Source organism: Aeoliella straminimaris (assembly GCF_024054565.1).
Lineage (GTDB): Bacteria > Planctomycetota > Planctomycetia > Pirellulales > Lacipirellulaceae > Aeoliella > Aeoliella straminimaris.
This window is the reverse complement of sequence record NZ_JAMXLR010000043.1, coordinates 46,771-61,307: the sequence shown is the minus strand read 5'-3', so window position 1 is coordinate 61,307 and position 14,537 is coordinate 46,771. Positions and strand designations below refer to the sequence as shown.

The following is a 14,537-nucleotide window of genomic DNA, read 5'->3' as shown; positions in this document are numbered from 1 at the left end:
TCGTGATTATAGGGAGGCAGCTGGCGCGCGTCGATGAACTTTCCGTCCAACTCGCGACGTCGAATTTACGCCGCGGGTGGTCGATTCCAAGACACCCGGCCGCCACGCGGTACCGAAATAGTGCAAAAGCAGTGGCAGCACCGCATAGAGCACGGCACCGATTCCACAGGCGAGCAAGGCGAATTCACGCCGACTGAGTTTCTCGAACACGCTTTTCGACTCGCTGGAGGCAATCGAGCGAATCAGATCGGTGCTCAAGTGCTTTTCGTTGCCATCGTGGTAGACACCACCCAGACGGAGGGCTATCTGCCGCAAGGTGGACGCATCTTGCCTGCTTTGACTTCCGTTAAGGAACTTGCCGGTTACCGGATCGCCAACGCCAACCACCACCACGTGCTCCACCGAGGGAGGCATCTCCGGCATGCCCGTGGCGGGTACGCTGTCGCCATCGCTTAGCAGCATCAGCGTCGTGGACTTGGGCGGGAAGTCTTTTACGATGCCGGCCGCCTCGCCCAGACCAGCGAACAGGTCGGTCTTGCCCGCATTGAACGCGAAGTGCAGCGGCAAGTCTTCCAGGATGTTGTTGATGACTTCGCGATCCTTGGTGTCGATCACCACGGGTTTCGCCCCGTTGTATACGGCCACGATCGACGTGCGGTAATTCGGCAACTGCACCCGTTCGAAGTATGAGGTCATCAGCGAGTGGACACGCTGCCGTCGGCTTTGCTGTCCGTCGGGGCCGGCGTCGACCAGGAACATGCTGGGCGAGACGTCGAGCACCAGCACCAGGTGTTTCAGTTCGCCATCGGCGATGGTCGTGGTGGTGTGAGTCTTGGGCTCCACCAGCATAAGGGTAGTAAGACCCCAGACCAACGCGGCAACGGACAAAGCAGTGATGAAGGGTGCACAACGGACCCACGCCCGCGGTGTCGTGTACGGGCCGAAGGCCAACTGCGCGATCCGCTTGGTGCGTTGCCATTGCAACGCTTCGGCCGCCAGGGCGACCACCAGAGCAATCGCTGCTGCAAGTTCGGCTACCATGGCGTATAGCGAAGTCCCAGGGAACAAATAAGGCTCAGTCCTACCAGCGACAGACCCACCATCGCGTAGGGCGTGTAGTAGTCGACCGCGTCGGCGGCCGTGCGTTCCATCTCGGCCTGCTGCATGTCGTCGATGCGCGTAAACACCGACGCCAGCCCATCCACGTCGCCGGCGGCGAACGCTTCGCCACCGGTGTAGGACGTGATGTTGATGATTTGATCGGGCACCTCGTTTTCGGCCACGTGAATGGCGTACACCACGATGTTATTGCCTTTGAGCTGGTTGGCGATCTCCATGTCCTTACCGCCGCTCAAGTCGGAGCTGAAACCATCCGAGACCAGCAAGATCATGCGATCGCCATTGTCGGTTTCGACCAATCGCCGCTGACAAGCGAGCAGCGCCTTGCCGATTTCCGTGCCGCCAAAGGCCGGCGGAGCCACGTGTGGCGCCATGAATGGCGGAGCAAAGCGAATCGCCGTGGCGTCCGTCGTAATCGGCACCCAGTGCATGACCGAGTTGCCGAAGAAAGTGAGGCCAAACGCGTCACCTTGTCGGGCTTCGAGAAACTCGTCGATCGCCTGCATTGAAGCGTCGTAACGAGTCCCCTCGCCCATGGTCGCTCCCATGCTGCCGGAGACGTCGACGCAGAATTCGATGTTCGTTAGCTGGCGATGCACCTCGGGTTCCTTCAGGCGGGTTGGCCCCGCGAGGATCAAGATCACTACGACCAGCACTAGCGCCGGCAGCGAACTGGCCGAGTTCAGTAGCAGTCGCAGCCAGAAGCCCGTTCCTTCGCGGCCATGGTCGAACGGCATCACGACACTGCGGCCCTGGCGACGCCATTGCCAAAGCAGGATGACTACTGGCACGACCAGCAGCAGGACGATCAATGGCCAGTACAGGCGGAAACTCATGCGCCCACGGCCTCCTGCGACGGTTCGGCCATCGCATCAGCGGGAAGATCTCGGTACGGCGCCAGCAGGGCCGCAACGTCCACGTCGCTGCCGGCGTCGGGGTGGTGCAGCCAGGCCTCGAGTTGCCTTAGCAGCTGGCCCCCTTCGGGATGGGCGAGCACCTCCCGCATGGCTTCGGCAGCGGGTGCCTCGTCGAGTCCCAGGCGATGTCGCCAGAATGCAAACAGCACGCGTTCCAATTCCGCCAGCTCAGGCTGGGACAGCTCGCCAGCGACGGCGGCCTCCACGGTGGGACGCAAGCGGTCGGCCAATGTTTTGGGCCGGGCCTCTTCGGCGGCTGTGGATTCGGCGGATTTCTTGCGTCCCAGAAACAGGATGGCATAACCGGCCACCAACCACAGAATCGTGCCCAAGGTAACCCACACCCAGTAGCCGCCCACCCTTGGTAATTTCGACGATTGCAGGGCGTTGGGTTGCATCTGGCCGGGAGGCAACAGCGGTTGGACGGACACCAACACTTCGGGCAACTCGGTCGCCTCGGCGGCTTCCGCCGGCCGCAAATAGTCGGTCAGATTGTAATCGCCCGGCTCTAGCGCATAGTACTCAAACGTGTAGCGCCGCGAACTGCCATGCGGGTACGACTCGATCAGTCGCAGCACGAAAGGTGCATCGCGGTCTTCCAGCGGTTTGACTTCCAGTGCCGGGCCGGGCAACACCAGTTCCTCGATGGTCGCAGGCATGCCAACCGAAGTGGAGGATGATGCCCCTTCGTCCGCAGCGTACGTGGGCGCGACGGCAAATAAGGCAACCAGCAGCGGGCAGCAGAACTTCGTGGCGAGCCGGTTCATCGTGCGCCCCTTCCCAGAAGATCGCGAGCGCGGAAGAAATTCCGCAGGTGATGGACGAACGGCCGATCGGTGGGCAGAACCAGGTGGTCGATACCGCTCCGCTTGAGCTGCTGGGCCGCCTGATGGTGCGATACCCAATGGCGGCTCGAGCGGGTGGCAAACTGCTTGCCGGTCTCGGCTTCGCCGGCGCGAACGAAACCGGCCCGGCGGACGCCGCGCTCGGCCGGGTCCTGCAGCTGCAGCACGGCGACGTCGTGTTTCTCGGAAAGTTGCTTCAGCGCCGGCACCGCCCACGGATCGTGCAGGTCGCTCAAGACGATCACTAGCGAGGTGCCCGAGAGGCGTGGAACCAGTTGCGCAATCCGCAAACCGAGTGTGGTGGGTTCGTCGTAGCGATAGTGTCGCAGGTGGTGGAACCACTGCATCACTTGTGTCTTCGACAGGCTGGGCTCGATGCGGAGTTTGCGACCGCCGACTCCCACCACACCCACCGGACTGGCCCGATCCAGGCAAGCGAACGCGATGCCGCCGGCGATGTGCACGGCCATCCAATACTTGCTAGGCGATTGGCTGCTTACCGTCATCGAGGCCGACGTGTCGACCAGCAGATAGCAGGGCAGCCGCTTGGGGGCTTCGTATTCCTTGACAAACACCTTGCCTGCCCGCGCCGTCACCCGCCAGTCGATGCTGCGAATCGGATCGCCAAACTGATACGGCCGGCTCTGAGCGTACTCCAGCCCCGAACCCAGGAACGGCGAACGGTCGTTGCCGTAGCTCAAGCTGGTCGCCAGTCGCTTGACCGCAATGACGAACTGCCGCGAGTCCAGAGGTTCAATGTCTAGCAGCGTGGCTTCCAAGTGCCGTTCCTGGTAGTGCAATGGTCCGTAAGATGTACGAACCCGTGAGGAAAACGAAACGAGGGGAGCGTCAGGCGGAAACTTCGCTGAGGATTTCTTCTAGGGCCGTCGAAGCGGTGCGGCCTTCGGCCAGGGCTTCGTAGTTGGGACGGATGCGATGCAGGATGACGTCTTCGGCCAGGCTATAGAGATCTTCGGGGGTCACGTAATTGCGACCATGAATCAGCGCCCGGGCGCGAGCCGCCTTGATCATGGCGATGCCGGCCCGAGGGCTGCAGCCGAGTTCCAGGTCGGGGTGGTGCCGGGTGCGGTCGACAATCTCGATGACGTGTTCCAGGAAGGTGCCACTGACGTGCACGGCGTGTACGGCGTGCATCGCTTCGACCAGCATATCGGCGTCGCCCACCGGTTCGTCGCCAATGGCGTCGAACTCGCTGCGGGCCACGGCGCCGTCCCCTTCGCGGCGGATACCGAGCGACATGTTGCGACGCAGGATTTCTCGTTCGTGTTCTGGTTCTGGATAGGTCAGGCGGTGCAGCAGCATGAAGCGGTCGAGCTGCGCCTCGGGCAGTTCGAACGTGCCCGACTGTTCCACCGGGTTCTGCGTGGCAATCACCAGGAACGGCGTCGGCAGCGGATAGGCGGTATTGCCGATGGTGACCTTGCGTTCCTGCATGGCCTCGAGCATCGCGCTCTGCACCTTGGGGGCGGCGCGGTTGATTTCGTCGGCCAGCAACAGGTTAGTAAAAATCGGACCCTGATGCGTACGAAAGGTGCCCGATTGCTGATCCAGAATCTCGGAACCAAGAATGTCGGAAGGCAGCAGGTCGATGGTGAACTGAATGCGACTGAACTGCAGATGAATGGCTTTGGACAGCGTCGAAGCCAGCAGCGTCTTGGCAATGCCGGGCACGCCTTGCAGTAGGATATGCCCGCTGGTGAAAAGAGCGATCAGCAAACGCTCGACCACCACGTCTTGTCCTACCACCACTCGTCCCACCCGCTCGCGGATGGCGTCGATGAAGGCGATGGTATCGTCCAATGACTCTGACTGCGTGTCGCAGGCGACAGTCGACATACGCTGCCTCTTTCTAGCTTTGTCAAACAGGTTCCACTTCTCCGCCGGTGGCCTCGCGGCAGGGCGAATGTATCACGCTCCCCCGGCAGGCCACCGAACTTCGATTCTAAACGATGCGATGGCCGGTCACAACGAATTCCGGATCCCCCCGGACAATTGCCGGAATGTGTACGTTCGATCGCGGCAAAGTGTTCACGCGAAGTCGCCATTTAGTCAAAGGTATGTCAGCCTCTGCGCGATGGCACCCAGCGGTATCTCGTTAAGATGGCTCGCCACAGACCGGAACTCATCGAATCGAGACATGTCAAATACGCAAAACGCCTTCGATTCAACGCAGCTTTGGGGGCGATGTCATGCTCGCGCCCTAGGTGCGCGCTGCCGAATGGGTTGGACGCGAGGGCTGACTGCCCGGTTCCAAGAAAAGCGCTAATTGGTCGAGGAACCCAGCGCATTGCCCATCTCGTCGTCGCCGAATAGCCGCACGCTACCTGCACGTACGGTGAGTGGCAATTGCTGGCCGATGCCCGTAGCGTGGCCAAAGGGAATGCGAGCAACGAGCCTCTCACCGGCGAGCGAAAAGTGCACCAACACCTCATGCCCGAGGTTTTCGATCAATTCCGGGGTGACCGTGGCCAGCACAGATTGGTCGCCCTCGGCAGGCAACAAGTCTTCGGGACGGACCCCCAACACCACGGGGCCATCGTCGGCAGCACTCAGCCGCCAAGTGGCGTGTTGATCGACGCCATGGAATATCCCACCTTTGACATTGCCTTTTAGCAGATTCATCGGGGGACTGCCGATAAATGTGGCCACAAATTGATTGGTCGGGTACTGGTACACTTCCAGCGGGGCGCCGATCTGTTGCACGACGCCGTCCTTCATCAGCACCAGTCGGTCGCCCAAGGTCATGGCCTCCACCTGATCGTGCGTCACGTAGATCATGGTGGCCTGCAGTCGCTCGTGCAGTGCCGCCAGTTCGGTTCGCATCTGAGCCCGCAGCTTGGCATCGAGATTCGAGAGCGGTTCGTCGAACAGGAACACGGCCGGGTTGCGGACAATGGCCCGCCCAACCGCTACGCGTTGTCGTTGACCTCCCGAGAGTTCGCGAGGCCGACGATCGAGCATTGCTTCGACGCCCAGCATTTGAGCGGCCTCGGCGACGCGACGCTCGACCTCGGCTTTCGGCGTTCGACGCATCTTCAGGCCAAACGCCATGTTCTGCCGCACCGTCATGTGCGGATAAAGAGCGTAGTTCTGGAATACCATGGCGATGTCGCGATCGCCCGGCGGCACCGCGTTCACCCGGCGCTCACCGATGCTGATGTCGCCGGAGGTTACGTCCTCCAATCCGGCAATCATCCGCAGCGTGGTACTCTTGCCACAACCGCTGGGACCCACCAACACCACGAACTCGCCATCCGCAACCTCGAGATCGAAGTCATGCACTGCATGGATACCACCGGGGTAAATTTTGTTCACGTTGTGCAAAGAAACGCTGGCCACGGAAGTCAATCGATTTTGAACCAAACTAGCGAGCGGATCCCTTCAGGGACCTAGTGGTGTCGGGTGCCGAGAGTTTGGGTAAGTGAGTGAGGTGTGCAGGAGGGCGGCGGGCCAACGTCACGGTACTTTTCGATGCTTCCAACCTTCGGGATGGCTTGCCGAGAGCGGAAGTGCGCTTTACCGATCGTTTACGTCGCCTTCTGGGGCAGTTAGAGTTGAGGTCAGTCTTCGCCCTCCAGAATAGCAGACAACACGATCATGCACCTGACCAAGCTCGCAATTGTGGCGTCCACCGTGCTGACCATTGGCCTCGCAGCCCCAGTACCTGCGGCCGATCGCTCGGACACGCCCAACATTATTCTCATCGTTGCCGACGACCTGGGCTACGGCGAACTTGGCTGCTACGGGCAGCAAATCATTCGCACGCCTCGCATCGACGAGTTAGCCGCTGACGGGGTTCGTTTTACTGATTTTTACAGTGGCTCGCCGGTGTGCGCCCCTTCGCGATGCGTGCTGATGACCGGCAAGTCGCCCGCGCATGCCTACATCCGCGACAACGGCGACTACAAGCCCGATTCGGCGCTGAAGGCCAAGTACGGCTTCGAGTTTCCTGGGCAGCAGCCCATTCCGGCAGAGGAAGTCACTTTGGCCGAGGTGCTGAAGCAATGCGGCTACGCTACGGCCGCCATGGGCAAATGGGGGTTGGGCCATTTCGGCACGTCGGGCGATCCCAATTCGCAGGGCTTCGACTTGTTCTTCGGCTACAATTGCCAACGCCACGCCCACAACCATTATCCAAGCTTCCTCTGGCGAAATGGGGAGAGGGTCGAGTATCCCGGCAACGATGGCAAAAGCCTGACTGGCGAGACTTTCTCGCAGGACGAGTTCACCCGCGAAGCGTTGCAGTTTATCCGAGAGAAGCAGGACCAACCGTTCTTCCTGTACCTGCCGGTGATCATCCCGCATCTATCGATTCAGGTGCCGGAGTCTTCGCTGGCCGAGTACGAAGGCAAGATTGACGAGACGCCCTACGAGCATCATGGGTATTTGAAGCATCCGGCGCCGCACGCGGGCTACGCGGCGATGGTTACTCACTTGGACAAGGCTGTCGGTCAGGTCGTCGACCTGGTGGATGAACTGGGCCTGGCCGAGGATACGCTGATTATCTTCACCAGCGACAATGGCCCGACGTACGAACGCCTTGGTGGGTCGGATTCGGAGTTCTTCCATTCGGCCGGCGGCCTGCGAGGCTTGAAGGGTTCAATCTACGAAGGGGGCATTCGCGTACCGCTGGTCGCTCGCTGGCCCGGGCACATCAAGCCAGACACCGAGTCGGATGCCGTGTCCGCGTTCTGGGACCTGATGCCCACGGTGTGCGAAGTGGTGGGGGCGGATTGCCCTCAGGACGCCAATGGCGTGAGCATCCTGCCTGCCATGACCGGCGACGGGCAAGTGGCCGATCGCGACTACTTAATATGGGAGTTTCCCGGCTACGGGGGCCAACAGGCCATCCGCATGGGCGACTGGAAGGGAGTTGTTCGGAATACGAAGCGTGGCAATACGAAGCTCGAACTATATGATTTGCAGAATGATCCCGCCGAAGCAAACAACGTCGCCAAGCAACACCCCCAGCGGGTCGCCCGGATGAAAGAGCTGCTGAAGAGCGACCGCACCGAGTCCGAGATGTTTCCCCTTACACGCCGCCGCAATGCGAAGAAGTCGGCCGAGTAGCAGTAGCCAAGGTTTCTGCGTGAAAATCCCACGCCCGCAGGGCTAGGTGCAAAAGATTCGCGTGATGGCTGCGAACAGCTCTGTGCTGGACTACGCGGCTTTCTAAGGGATGACGCTAGGGCGAATCCGTTATTTCTGCGTGTTCTGTGCAGCTTTTATGCTTGCTGGTTGAACTCTGGCGGACGTATAAACGTCTACTAGTGGGGTGCCGGTGTGCGCTGCTGGCCGAATTGTCGCTTTTTTGCCCGAACAAGAAGAAAAGTAGGCCTGATTGATGTCTGTTGCATCTGACGAGGTTACGCTCGCCGCCGAGCGAGTGGAGGAATTTACCGGTCGTGTGGGGTCGATTCGCGAAAGCCTGCACAAGGTGATTGTGGGGCAGAACGATACCATCGACGAACTGCTGGTTTGTGCTTTGACCGGATCGCATGCACTGCTGGTGGGTGTGCCGGGGTTGGCCAAGACGCTGATGGTGAAAGCCCTGGCGTCGGCCTTCGATTGGAAGTTCGCCCGCGTTCAATTTACGCCCGACCTGATGCCATCGGACATTACCGGCTACGAGCTATTGGGCCGCAGCGACGATGGTGATCCGCGGATGGTGTTCCGCGAAGGTCCCGTGTTTGCCAACCTGGTGCTGGCCGACGAGATCAACCGCGCCGCGCCGAAGACGCAATCGGCCCTGCTGGAAGCCATGGCCGAACGCCACGTGACGGTGGGTGGCCACACATATGACTTGCCGACGCCGTTCCTGGTGATCGCCACGCAGAACCCCATCGAACAAGAAGGCACCTATCCGCTGCCCGAGGCCCAGCTCGACCGCTTTATGATGGAAATTCGTGTGGGCTATCCCACGCCCGAGCAGGAGCAGCAAGTGGTCGCCATGACCACCGCAGGGCCGACGAAAATGCCCACCTCGGCGCTCGATAAGGAGATGTTCCTGCAGTTGCAGGAACTGGTGTACGCTACGCCGTTGCCGCCGAACGTGTCGGCCTACGCGGTGGCGCTGTGCGGTGCGAGCCGCCCCGACGATGCTCGCGCTGCCGGCATTTCCAAGGAGTACCTCTCCTGGGGCGCAGGGCCGCGGGGGTCGCAAAACCTGGTGCTGGCGGCCAAAGCCCGGGCATTGCTCGAAGGCCGAACCACGCCCACCACCGAAGATGTCCGCGCGGTCGCTCATCCCATCCTGCGGCATCGTGTGATTGTGAACCACCGTGCAATCGGCGACTCGATCACGTCGCAGGAGGTCATCGACCAACTGCTCAACGAAGTCTCGGCATGACTCCGGCTACAGCTAGTCCATATCTCGATTTGCGCGCGCTGGCACCGCTGGCGCAGCTCCGCTTCACGACCCGCCGTCGCATCGACGGGGCGTACAGCGGCCGGCATCGTTCGCGCCAGCAAGGGGGGGCCGGCGAGTTCGTCGATTTCCGCGAGTACACCGGCGGCGAGGACCTCCGCCGCTTGGATTGGAAGGTGTTCGCTCGCACCGGTAAAGCGTTCGTGCGCCTGCACCAGGACGAAACCAACCTGCTCTGCACGCTGGCCCTCGATGGCAGCGGCTCGATGGGGTTCGGCGGCTTCGATGGCCAGGCATCGAAGCTCGAGTACATGCAGTACCTGTCGACCGCGCTGACGCACCTCATCACGCAGGGGCAGGATCAGGTGGGCGTGGCCGTCCTGGGCGAAGATCTCGGCGAATACTGCCCGCCCAGCTCGGCGGCGACCAACGTAGCGGTGATGCAGGAAGCCATCGCGAAGCTTCAGCCGCAGCCCTCGACGGTGATGGCCGAATCGCTCCGCCGGTTGTTCGAACGCTCGAAGAACCGCGGTGTGTTGATGCTGTTGAGCGACTTCCTGATGGACGACGTGGAGGACGTGTTCGCCGCGCTACGGCTCTACCGTCAGCGCGGCTGGGAAGTGGTGGTGCTGCACCTGGTGCACCCCGACGAGGAACGCTTGCCAATGGGGGCGGCCTTCCGGTTCGAGGGCATGGAAGACGACGCCGTGATCGCCTGCACGCCGGCCGATATTCGCACCGAGTACCAGAAACATTTTGCCGAGCACATGAGTGTCGTCCGCCGCCTGGCGCTGGCCGACGGTTGCGACTACCGCCTGGCGTCGACCGCCGTGCCCTACTTGCAGGTGCTGCAAGGTTTTCTGATGGAAAGGGCGGGCTGAGGCATGTTCCTGCATCCCTGGGCAATCGGGCTTGGTGTGCTGGCAATTGGGTTGCCGGTGGCCGTGCATTGGCTCACCAAAGCCCGCCCGGTGCGGATGCCGCTCTCGACGCTGAAGTTCGTCCGCCAGTCGCTCAAGCAGCGCCAGGCCCGTCATCGTTTGCGAGACTTTTTGGTGCTCGCTCTGCGGACCGCCGCCGTGGCGCTGGTGGCTCTGGCGATTGCACGCCCCCGTTTTGGCGAGCAACCATTGGTGTCCGATGCCACCTCAGGAGCCGCGGCCCGTGTGGTGGTGCTCGACGTAAGTCAAAGCATGGCGGCCATGGATGGTGGGGTGGCGCGCATGGAGCGTGCCCGCTCGGCCGCCCAGAACTATTTGCGTTACAAACCGGGCCTGCGGGCAAACCTTGTCTTCGCCGGCGCGACGCCCAGTGCGGTATTCGAACGGTTGAGCCAGAATTTCGACGTGCTGCGCGACGAACTTTCCAAAGCCGAAGTGCAGGGAGATCGACTCGACATCAACCAGGCCATCGAGCGGGCGGCCGAGCTACTCGCCCCCTACGCCGAAGGGAGTTCGCAGCGACTGGAACTGGTCGTGGTGAGCGACTTTCAGCGTTCGAACTGGGCACGGGCCGATTTCTCCATCCTGCCCGAGCGGACCAACATCCAACTCGAGTCGGCCACCGCCGGCCAGACTCCGGTCAACCTCGGCATCCTCGACGCGCAGGTGCGGAGCTTCGGTGCCGCGGGCGGCGACGGGGAACTCGAGGTCGTGGTGGGCAATTACTCCGAGACGCCCCGCCCCGTGACGGTCGAGGTGACCATTGCCGACGCGGCTTTCCAGCTGAAGGGCACCTGTCCTCCGGGCACTCGCACCACACTCACGCAGGTGATTCGTTTGCCAAGCGCCGGCTGGCAGATCGGCGAGGCCCGCCTGCTGGGCGTGGAAGATGCCCTGGCCGCTGACAATACGCGGGGCCTGGCCACCGAGGTCCGCCGCGCGCCGACCTACGCGTTGATCTCTCGCGAGGCACGCAATCGTCGGCCGAGTGCTGGCTATTTCCTCGAGAAAGCACTCGAACCCCTGGCCGGCACGCGGTTTGATCCCGCAGATCTCGATCGCACCGAGTTGGGCCTGGCGGATCTCCTGGTGATCGACCATCCCGGCAAGATCGAAGACGAAGACATTGGCTATCTCGGTGGACTGTTGCGGCGTGGGCGGGGCATGCTGTACGTGGCCAGCGAGCCAATCGACGCCACGAACCTGCAGCTATTGGTCGACAAACTGGGCGGCGGGTTGCAGATGCCGGTGCAGTTCACGCCGCCCTCGCAGGCCACGGCCCGCAGTGGGTTGTTCCTGGCCAGCTATCGCGCGGGCGACGTGCCGTTTCGCGTGTTTGGCGAGAGCGTCAAATCGATGACCGAGCCGCTGCGGTTCGGGGGCGGGCTCACGTCGCGGCGGATCGAAAACTCGCTGGACGACGACCTGCTGGCCACCTACAGCGATGGAACGGCCTGCCTGGTGCTCACTTCTTCCGACGCCGGCAAACTGGCCGTGCTGAACGCCGACCTGGCGCGTTCGAACCTGCCCACCAGTGCGGCGTTCGTCCCGCTGCTCGACCAGTTGGTGCAACGACTGCTCGAAGGCCGCGACATGCGAGTCCGCGCCACGCCCGGCGAGCCTTTGGTAGTGCGGCTTCCGAGCGCGGCCACGGTGGTCGAGGAACTCACCATCAAGACTCCCGCTGGCCAAACCGGTGAAGAGGACGAAGTAGGCGAACTCACCACCGACACCGGCGGTGTGGTGTGGCGGTGGACGTCGCCTGAGCAGCCGGGCGTGTACCGCGTGGTCCGCGGCGACGAAACCGTGTTCGCCCTGCCCGTGGCGGCGGATGCCGAAGAAAGTTCGCTGGAAAGCCTGGCCCCTGACGTGCTGACCGAACGTCTCTCCGGTGGAAGGGCCAGCCACTTCCGCGCGGTGGGCTCGGCCGATCCCGAGCAGGACACCTTATGGACCTGGCTGCTGGTGGCCTGCGCCGTGTGCATGGTGGGAGAAGTCGCCACGTTGATTGCCTTTAAGAGTTGAACTTTTACGCATGCTGACCGTCGATCCGTACATCCCGCTGGCCCTCTGGTTTCCACTGCTGCTGGCAGTGCTGGCCGCCATCGTGGCGTACGCCTTCGTGCTTCGTAAGCGGGCAACGAAGTCCGCCCGGCGAGGTATCGTGACGTTGATGTCTTTGGCCGCGGCGTTGCCGATGATCATGTTGCTCAACCCCACCTGGGTAAAAGAACTTCCTCCGCCGGCTGGCAAGCCGTTGCTAACGATACTGGTCGATCGCTCGGCCAGCATGGCAACTACCGAGGGCGAGCAGACACGTTACCGGCAAGCGGTGCAGGTCGCCAACGAAGTGGCCGACGACCTGGAGAGCCGTTTTGAGTTGCGCGTCCGGGCTTTCGACGGCGGCAGCGACACCATCGAACTCGAGCAGTTCGATGGGCAGAACCTTGACGCGGATGCCACGAACCTGGCGACCGCCATCGAAGACTCGCTCGACGAACGTCCGCAGGGCCAGGCGATTCTGTTGCTGTCCGATGGCATCCACAACGCGGGCGGCGGCGCGAATCGTGTTCGGGCCAGCGTCGAAAAGGCTCGGGCGATGGCCGCACCGATCTACACCCAGACCATCGGCGGCCAGGCCAATGTCGATGACCTCGAAGTGTCGCTCGCCCTGCCGCAGGAAATGGCCTTTGCTGGGCAGACGCTGCCGGTCGAAGTGACGCTCCGCCAGCGGGGCAGGCTCACCGACCGCGTGACGGTTTCGCTGGTGCTCGATGGCGAAACGATCGAGGAGCAAGAAGTCGCCCTTCAGCCTGACGGTACCGCCGAAGCGACGCTCGAGGTGCAGCAGGCCGACGCAGGACTCTATCGCTTCGAAGTCAAAGTAAGCGAGCACCCCAACGAAGTCACCACGCTCAACAACAGCACCACGCTGTTGGTGCGAGTGGTGGACGAACCGGTCCGCGTGCTGGTGCTGGAGGGCAAGCCGTACTGGGATTCGAAGTTCCTGCTGCGGATGCTGGCCAGCGATCAGGCGATCGACCTGACGAGCATCGTCCGCGTGGGCGACGATCGGTTCATCCGGCGGGAAATCCACAATACATCGGCCGCTTCGGCGAACACCGCAGGTGAGGAAACTGATACCGCCGAGGGCGACGCCACGGCGACGACCCGCGAGCAGACCTGGGACGTGCTCGACAGCGTCGATCCACTTTTCGCCGATCCCGATTGGCTCGATGGTTTTCAGGTGGTCGTGCTGGGACGCGATGCCGAGGTCTATCTGAACGACAATCGCATCGAACAAGTGAAGCGGTGGCTGGCCGAGGAAGGAGGGGCGATGGTTTGCATGCGGGGGCCACCTGCTTCGGTGCTCAGCGAGCGGCTTGGCGGTTTGATGCCGGTTCGCTGGTCCCCTGCTACCGAGCAGCGGTTCCGCGTTGAACTCACCGAGTCGGGACAGGGCATGGCATGGCTGCCAGCCACCGGTGGCGGCCTGCAATCGTTGCCGTCGCTCGCCACGATGGCGCATCCCGAGAGCCCAAAACCCTTGGCCGTGGTGCTGGCCTCGGCGGCCGGTTCGTCGTCGGCCACCGAGCCGGTGATCACCTACCAGCCGATTGGTTCGGGCCGGGTGGTGGTGGTCGAAGGGGCTGGCATGTGGCGATGGGCCTTCCTGCCGGTGGAGCATCAAGATCGCGACGACGTGTACGGCCACTTGTGGCGGAGCCTGGTTCGCTGGTTGGTTTCGAGCACCGGTCTGCTCCCCAACGAGACCCGCGCCGTGCGGAGCGACAAGGTGACGTTCGATCCCACGGAGCGTGCCACGGCCACACTGTTGGTGCGTGAAACCCAGGCGGGCGAGCCGCTCGAGGTCGAACTGTCGGGCGACGCGCTGGACCAACCTCAGCGGTTTCCCACCTCGCCAGCCGGCGATACGCCGGGGCAGTTCCGCGTGGTGTTTGGTCAACTGCCAGAAGGGCGCTATCAGGCAAAAGTAGTAGGATCTCCGGGGGATGAATCGGGCGCCACCACGGCGTTTGACGTGAAAGGCAATTTATCCGAGCGGCTGAGCATTGCGGCGCGGCCAGACATGATGCGGATGATCGCGCAGGGCAGCGGTGGCGAAGTAATCGAACCAGGCGATCGTGCCGCCCTGGCCGCAAAACTGCAGCAGCAACTCGAGGACAATTTTCCCACGCGAGTCGAGCGCGTGCCCGCCTGGGATCGTTGGTGGGTGCTTGTTTGCGTGCTGGGAGTATGGGCGGTAAGCTGGGGGTTCAGGCGTCGAGCCGGCCTTGTCTAGCAAACGAACCGGGAGGGTAGGGAC

Annotated in this window: 11 protein-coding genes; 5 read left to right on the top strand and 6 right to left on the bottom strand. The window is 62.4% G+C overall.

Going from position 1 to position 14,537, the window contains the following annotated elements; all coding sequences use genetic code 11:
* Positions 1-6 precede the first annotated feature (6 nt).
* The 6 genes from NG895_RS13265 to NG895_RS13240 all read right to left on the bottom strand — a co-directional run bounded on the left by NG895_RS13265 (position 7) and on the right by NG895_RS13240 (position 6,241).
* Positions 7-1,041 (bottom strand): VWA domain-containing protein, encoded by a 1,035-nt coding sequence (locus tag NG895_RS13265; protein ID WP_252852990.1) that lies wholly within the window; start codon positions 1,039-1,041, stop codon positions 7-9.
* The gene (locus NG895_RS13260) at positions 1,035-1,955 is read right to left on the bottom strand and encodes a vWA domain-containing protein (protein WP_252852989.1); all 921 of its coding nucleotides are present in this window, start codon (positions 1,953-1,955) and stop codon (positions 1,035-1,037) included. Before NG895_RS13260 ends, NG895_RS13265 begins: the two co-directional genes overlap by 7 nt.
* A complete protein-coding gene (locus NG895_RS13255; RefSeq protein WP_252852988.1) occupies positions 1,952-2,803 on the bottom strand; it encodes a hypothetical protein in 852 nt (283 codons plus the stop codon). The genes NG895_RS13260 and NG895_RS13255 overlap by 4 nt, the downstream gene beginning before the upstream one ends.
* Entirely contained in the window at positions 2,800-3,660 is an 861-nt protein-coding gene (locus tag NG895_RS13250; RefSeq protein ID WP_252852987.1) for a DUF58 domain-containing protein, read from the bottom strand. The genes NG895_RS13255 and NG895_RS13250 overlap by 4 nt, the downstream gene beginning before the upstream one ends.
* A 70-nt stretch (positions 3,661-3,730) precedes the next feature.
* The gene (locus NG895_RS13245; protein WP_252852986.1) at positions 3,731-4,738 is read right to left on the bottom strand and encodes an AAA family ATPase; all 1,008 of its coding nucleotides are present in this window, start codon (positions 4,736-4,738) and stop codon (positions 3,731-3,733) included.
* Positions 4,739-5,164: 426 nt separating this feature from the next.
* The gene (locus tag NG895_RS13240; RefSeq protein ID WP_252852985.1) at positions 5,165-6,241 is read right to left on the bottom strand and encodes an ABC transporter ATP-binding protein; all 1,077 of its coding nucleotides are present in this window, start codon (positions 6,239-6,241) and stop codon (positions 5,165-5,167) included.
* Positions 6,242-6,499: 258 nt separating this feature from the next.
* Here NG895_RS13240 and NG895_RS13235 point away from each other — a divergent pair, with 258 nt between their 5' ends.
* The 5 genes from NG895_RS13235 (at position 6,500) to NG895_RS13215 (ending at position 14,513) form a co-directional block, all read left to right on the top strand.
* Positions 6,500-7,972 (top strand): arylsulfatase, encoded by a 1,473-nt coding sequence (locus tag NG895_RS13235; RefSeq protein ID WP_252852984.1) that lies wholly within the window; start codon positions 6,500-6,502, stop codon positions 7,970-7,972.
* A gap of 274 nt (positions 7,973-8,246) precedes the next feature.
* On the top strand, positions 8,247-9,251 hold the full coding sequence (locus NG895_RS13230; protein ID WP_252852983.1) for an AAA family ATPase: 1,005 nt from the start codon (positions 8,247-8,249) through the stop codon (positions 9,249-9,251).
* Positions 9,248-10,150, top strand: a complete 903-nt coding sequence (locus NG895_RS13225) for a DUF58 domain-containing protein (RefSeq protein WP_252852982.1) — start codon at positions 9,248-9,250, stop codon at positions 10,148-10,150. Before NG895_RS13230 ends, NG895_RS13225 begins: the two co-directional genes overlap by 4 nt.
* A gap of 3 nt (positions 10,151-10,153) precedes the next feature.
* Entirely contained in the window at positions 10,154-12,235 is a 2,082-nt protein-coding gene (locus NG895_RS13220; protein WP_252852981.1) for a vWA domain-containing protein, read from the top strand.
* 10 nt (positions 12,236-12,245) lie between these two features.
* On the top strand, positions 12,246-14,513 hold the full coding sequence (locus NG895_RS13215; protein ID WP_252852980.1) for a vWA domain-containing protein: 2,268 nt from the start codon (positions 12,246-12,248) through the stop codon (positions 14,511-14,513).
* Positions 14,514-14,537 lie beyond the last annotated feature (24 nt).

Excerpts from the sequence above, each read along its gene's own strand:
- NG895_RS13265 (WP_252852990.1), bottom strand. The coding sequence starts at position 1,041 with ATGGTAGCCGAACTTGCAGCAGCGATTGCTCTGGTGGTCGCCCTGGCG.
- NG895_RS13260 (WP_252852989.1), bottom strand. The coding sequence starts at position 1,955 with ATGAGTTTCCGCCTGTACTGGCCATTGATCGTCCTGCTGCTGGTCGTG.
- NG895_RS13255 (WP_252852988.1), bottom strand. The coding sequence starts at position 2,803 with ATGAACCGGCTCGCCACGAAGTTCTGCTGCCCGCTGCTGGTTGCCTTA.
- NG895_RS13245 (WP_252852986.1), bottom strand. The coding sequence starts at position 4,738 with ATGTCGACTGTCGCCTGCGACACGCAGTCAGAGTCATTGGACGATACC.
- NG895_RS13235 (WP_252852984.1), top strand. The coding sequence starts at position 6,500 with ATGCACCTGACCAAGCTCGCAATTGTGGCGTCCACCGTGCTGACCATT.
- NG895_RS13230 (WP_252852983.1), top strand. The coding sequence starts at position 8,247 with ATGTCTGTTGCATCTGACGAGGTTACGCTCGCCGCCGAGCGAGTGGAG.
- NG895_RS13225 (WP_252852982.1), top strand. The coding sequence starts at position 9,248 with ATGACTCCGGCTACAGCTAGTCCATATCTCGATTTGCGCGCGCTGGCA.
- NG895_RS13220 (WP_252852981.1), top strand. The coding sequence starts at position 10,154 with ATGTTCCTGCATCCCTGGGCAATCGGGCTTGGTGTGCTGGCAATTGGG.
- NG895_RS13215 (WP_252852980.1), top strand. The coding sequence starts at position 12,246 with ATGCTGACCGTCGATCCGTACATCCCGCTGGCCCTCTGGTTTCCACTG.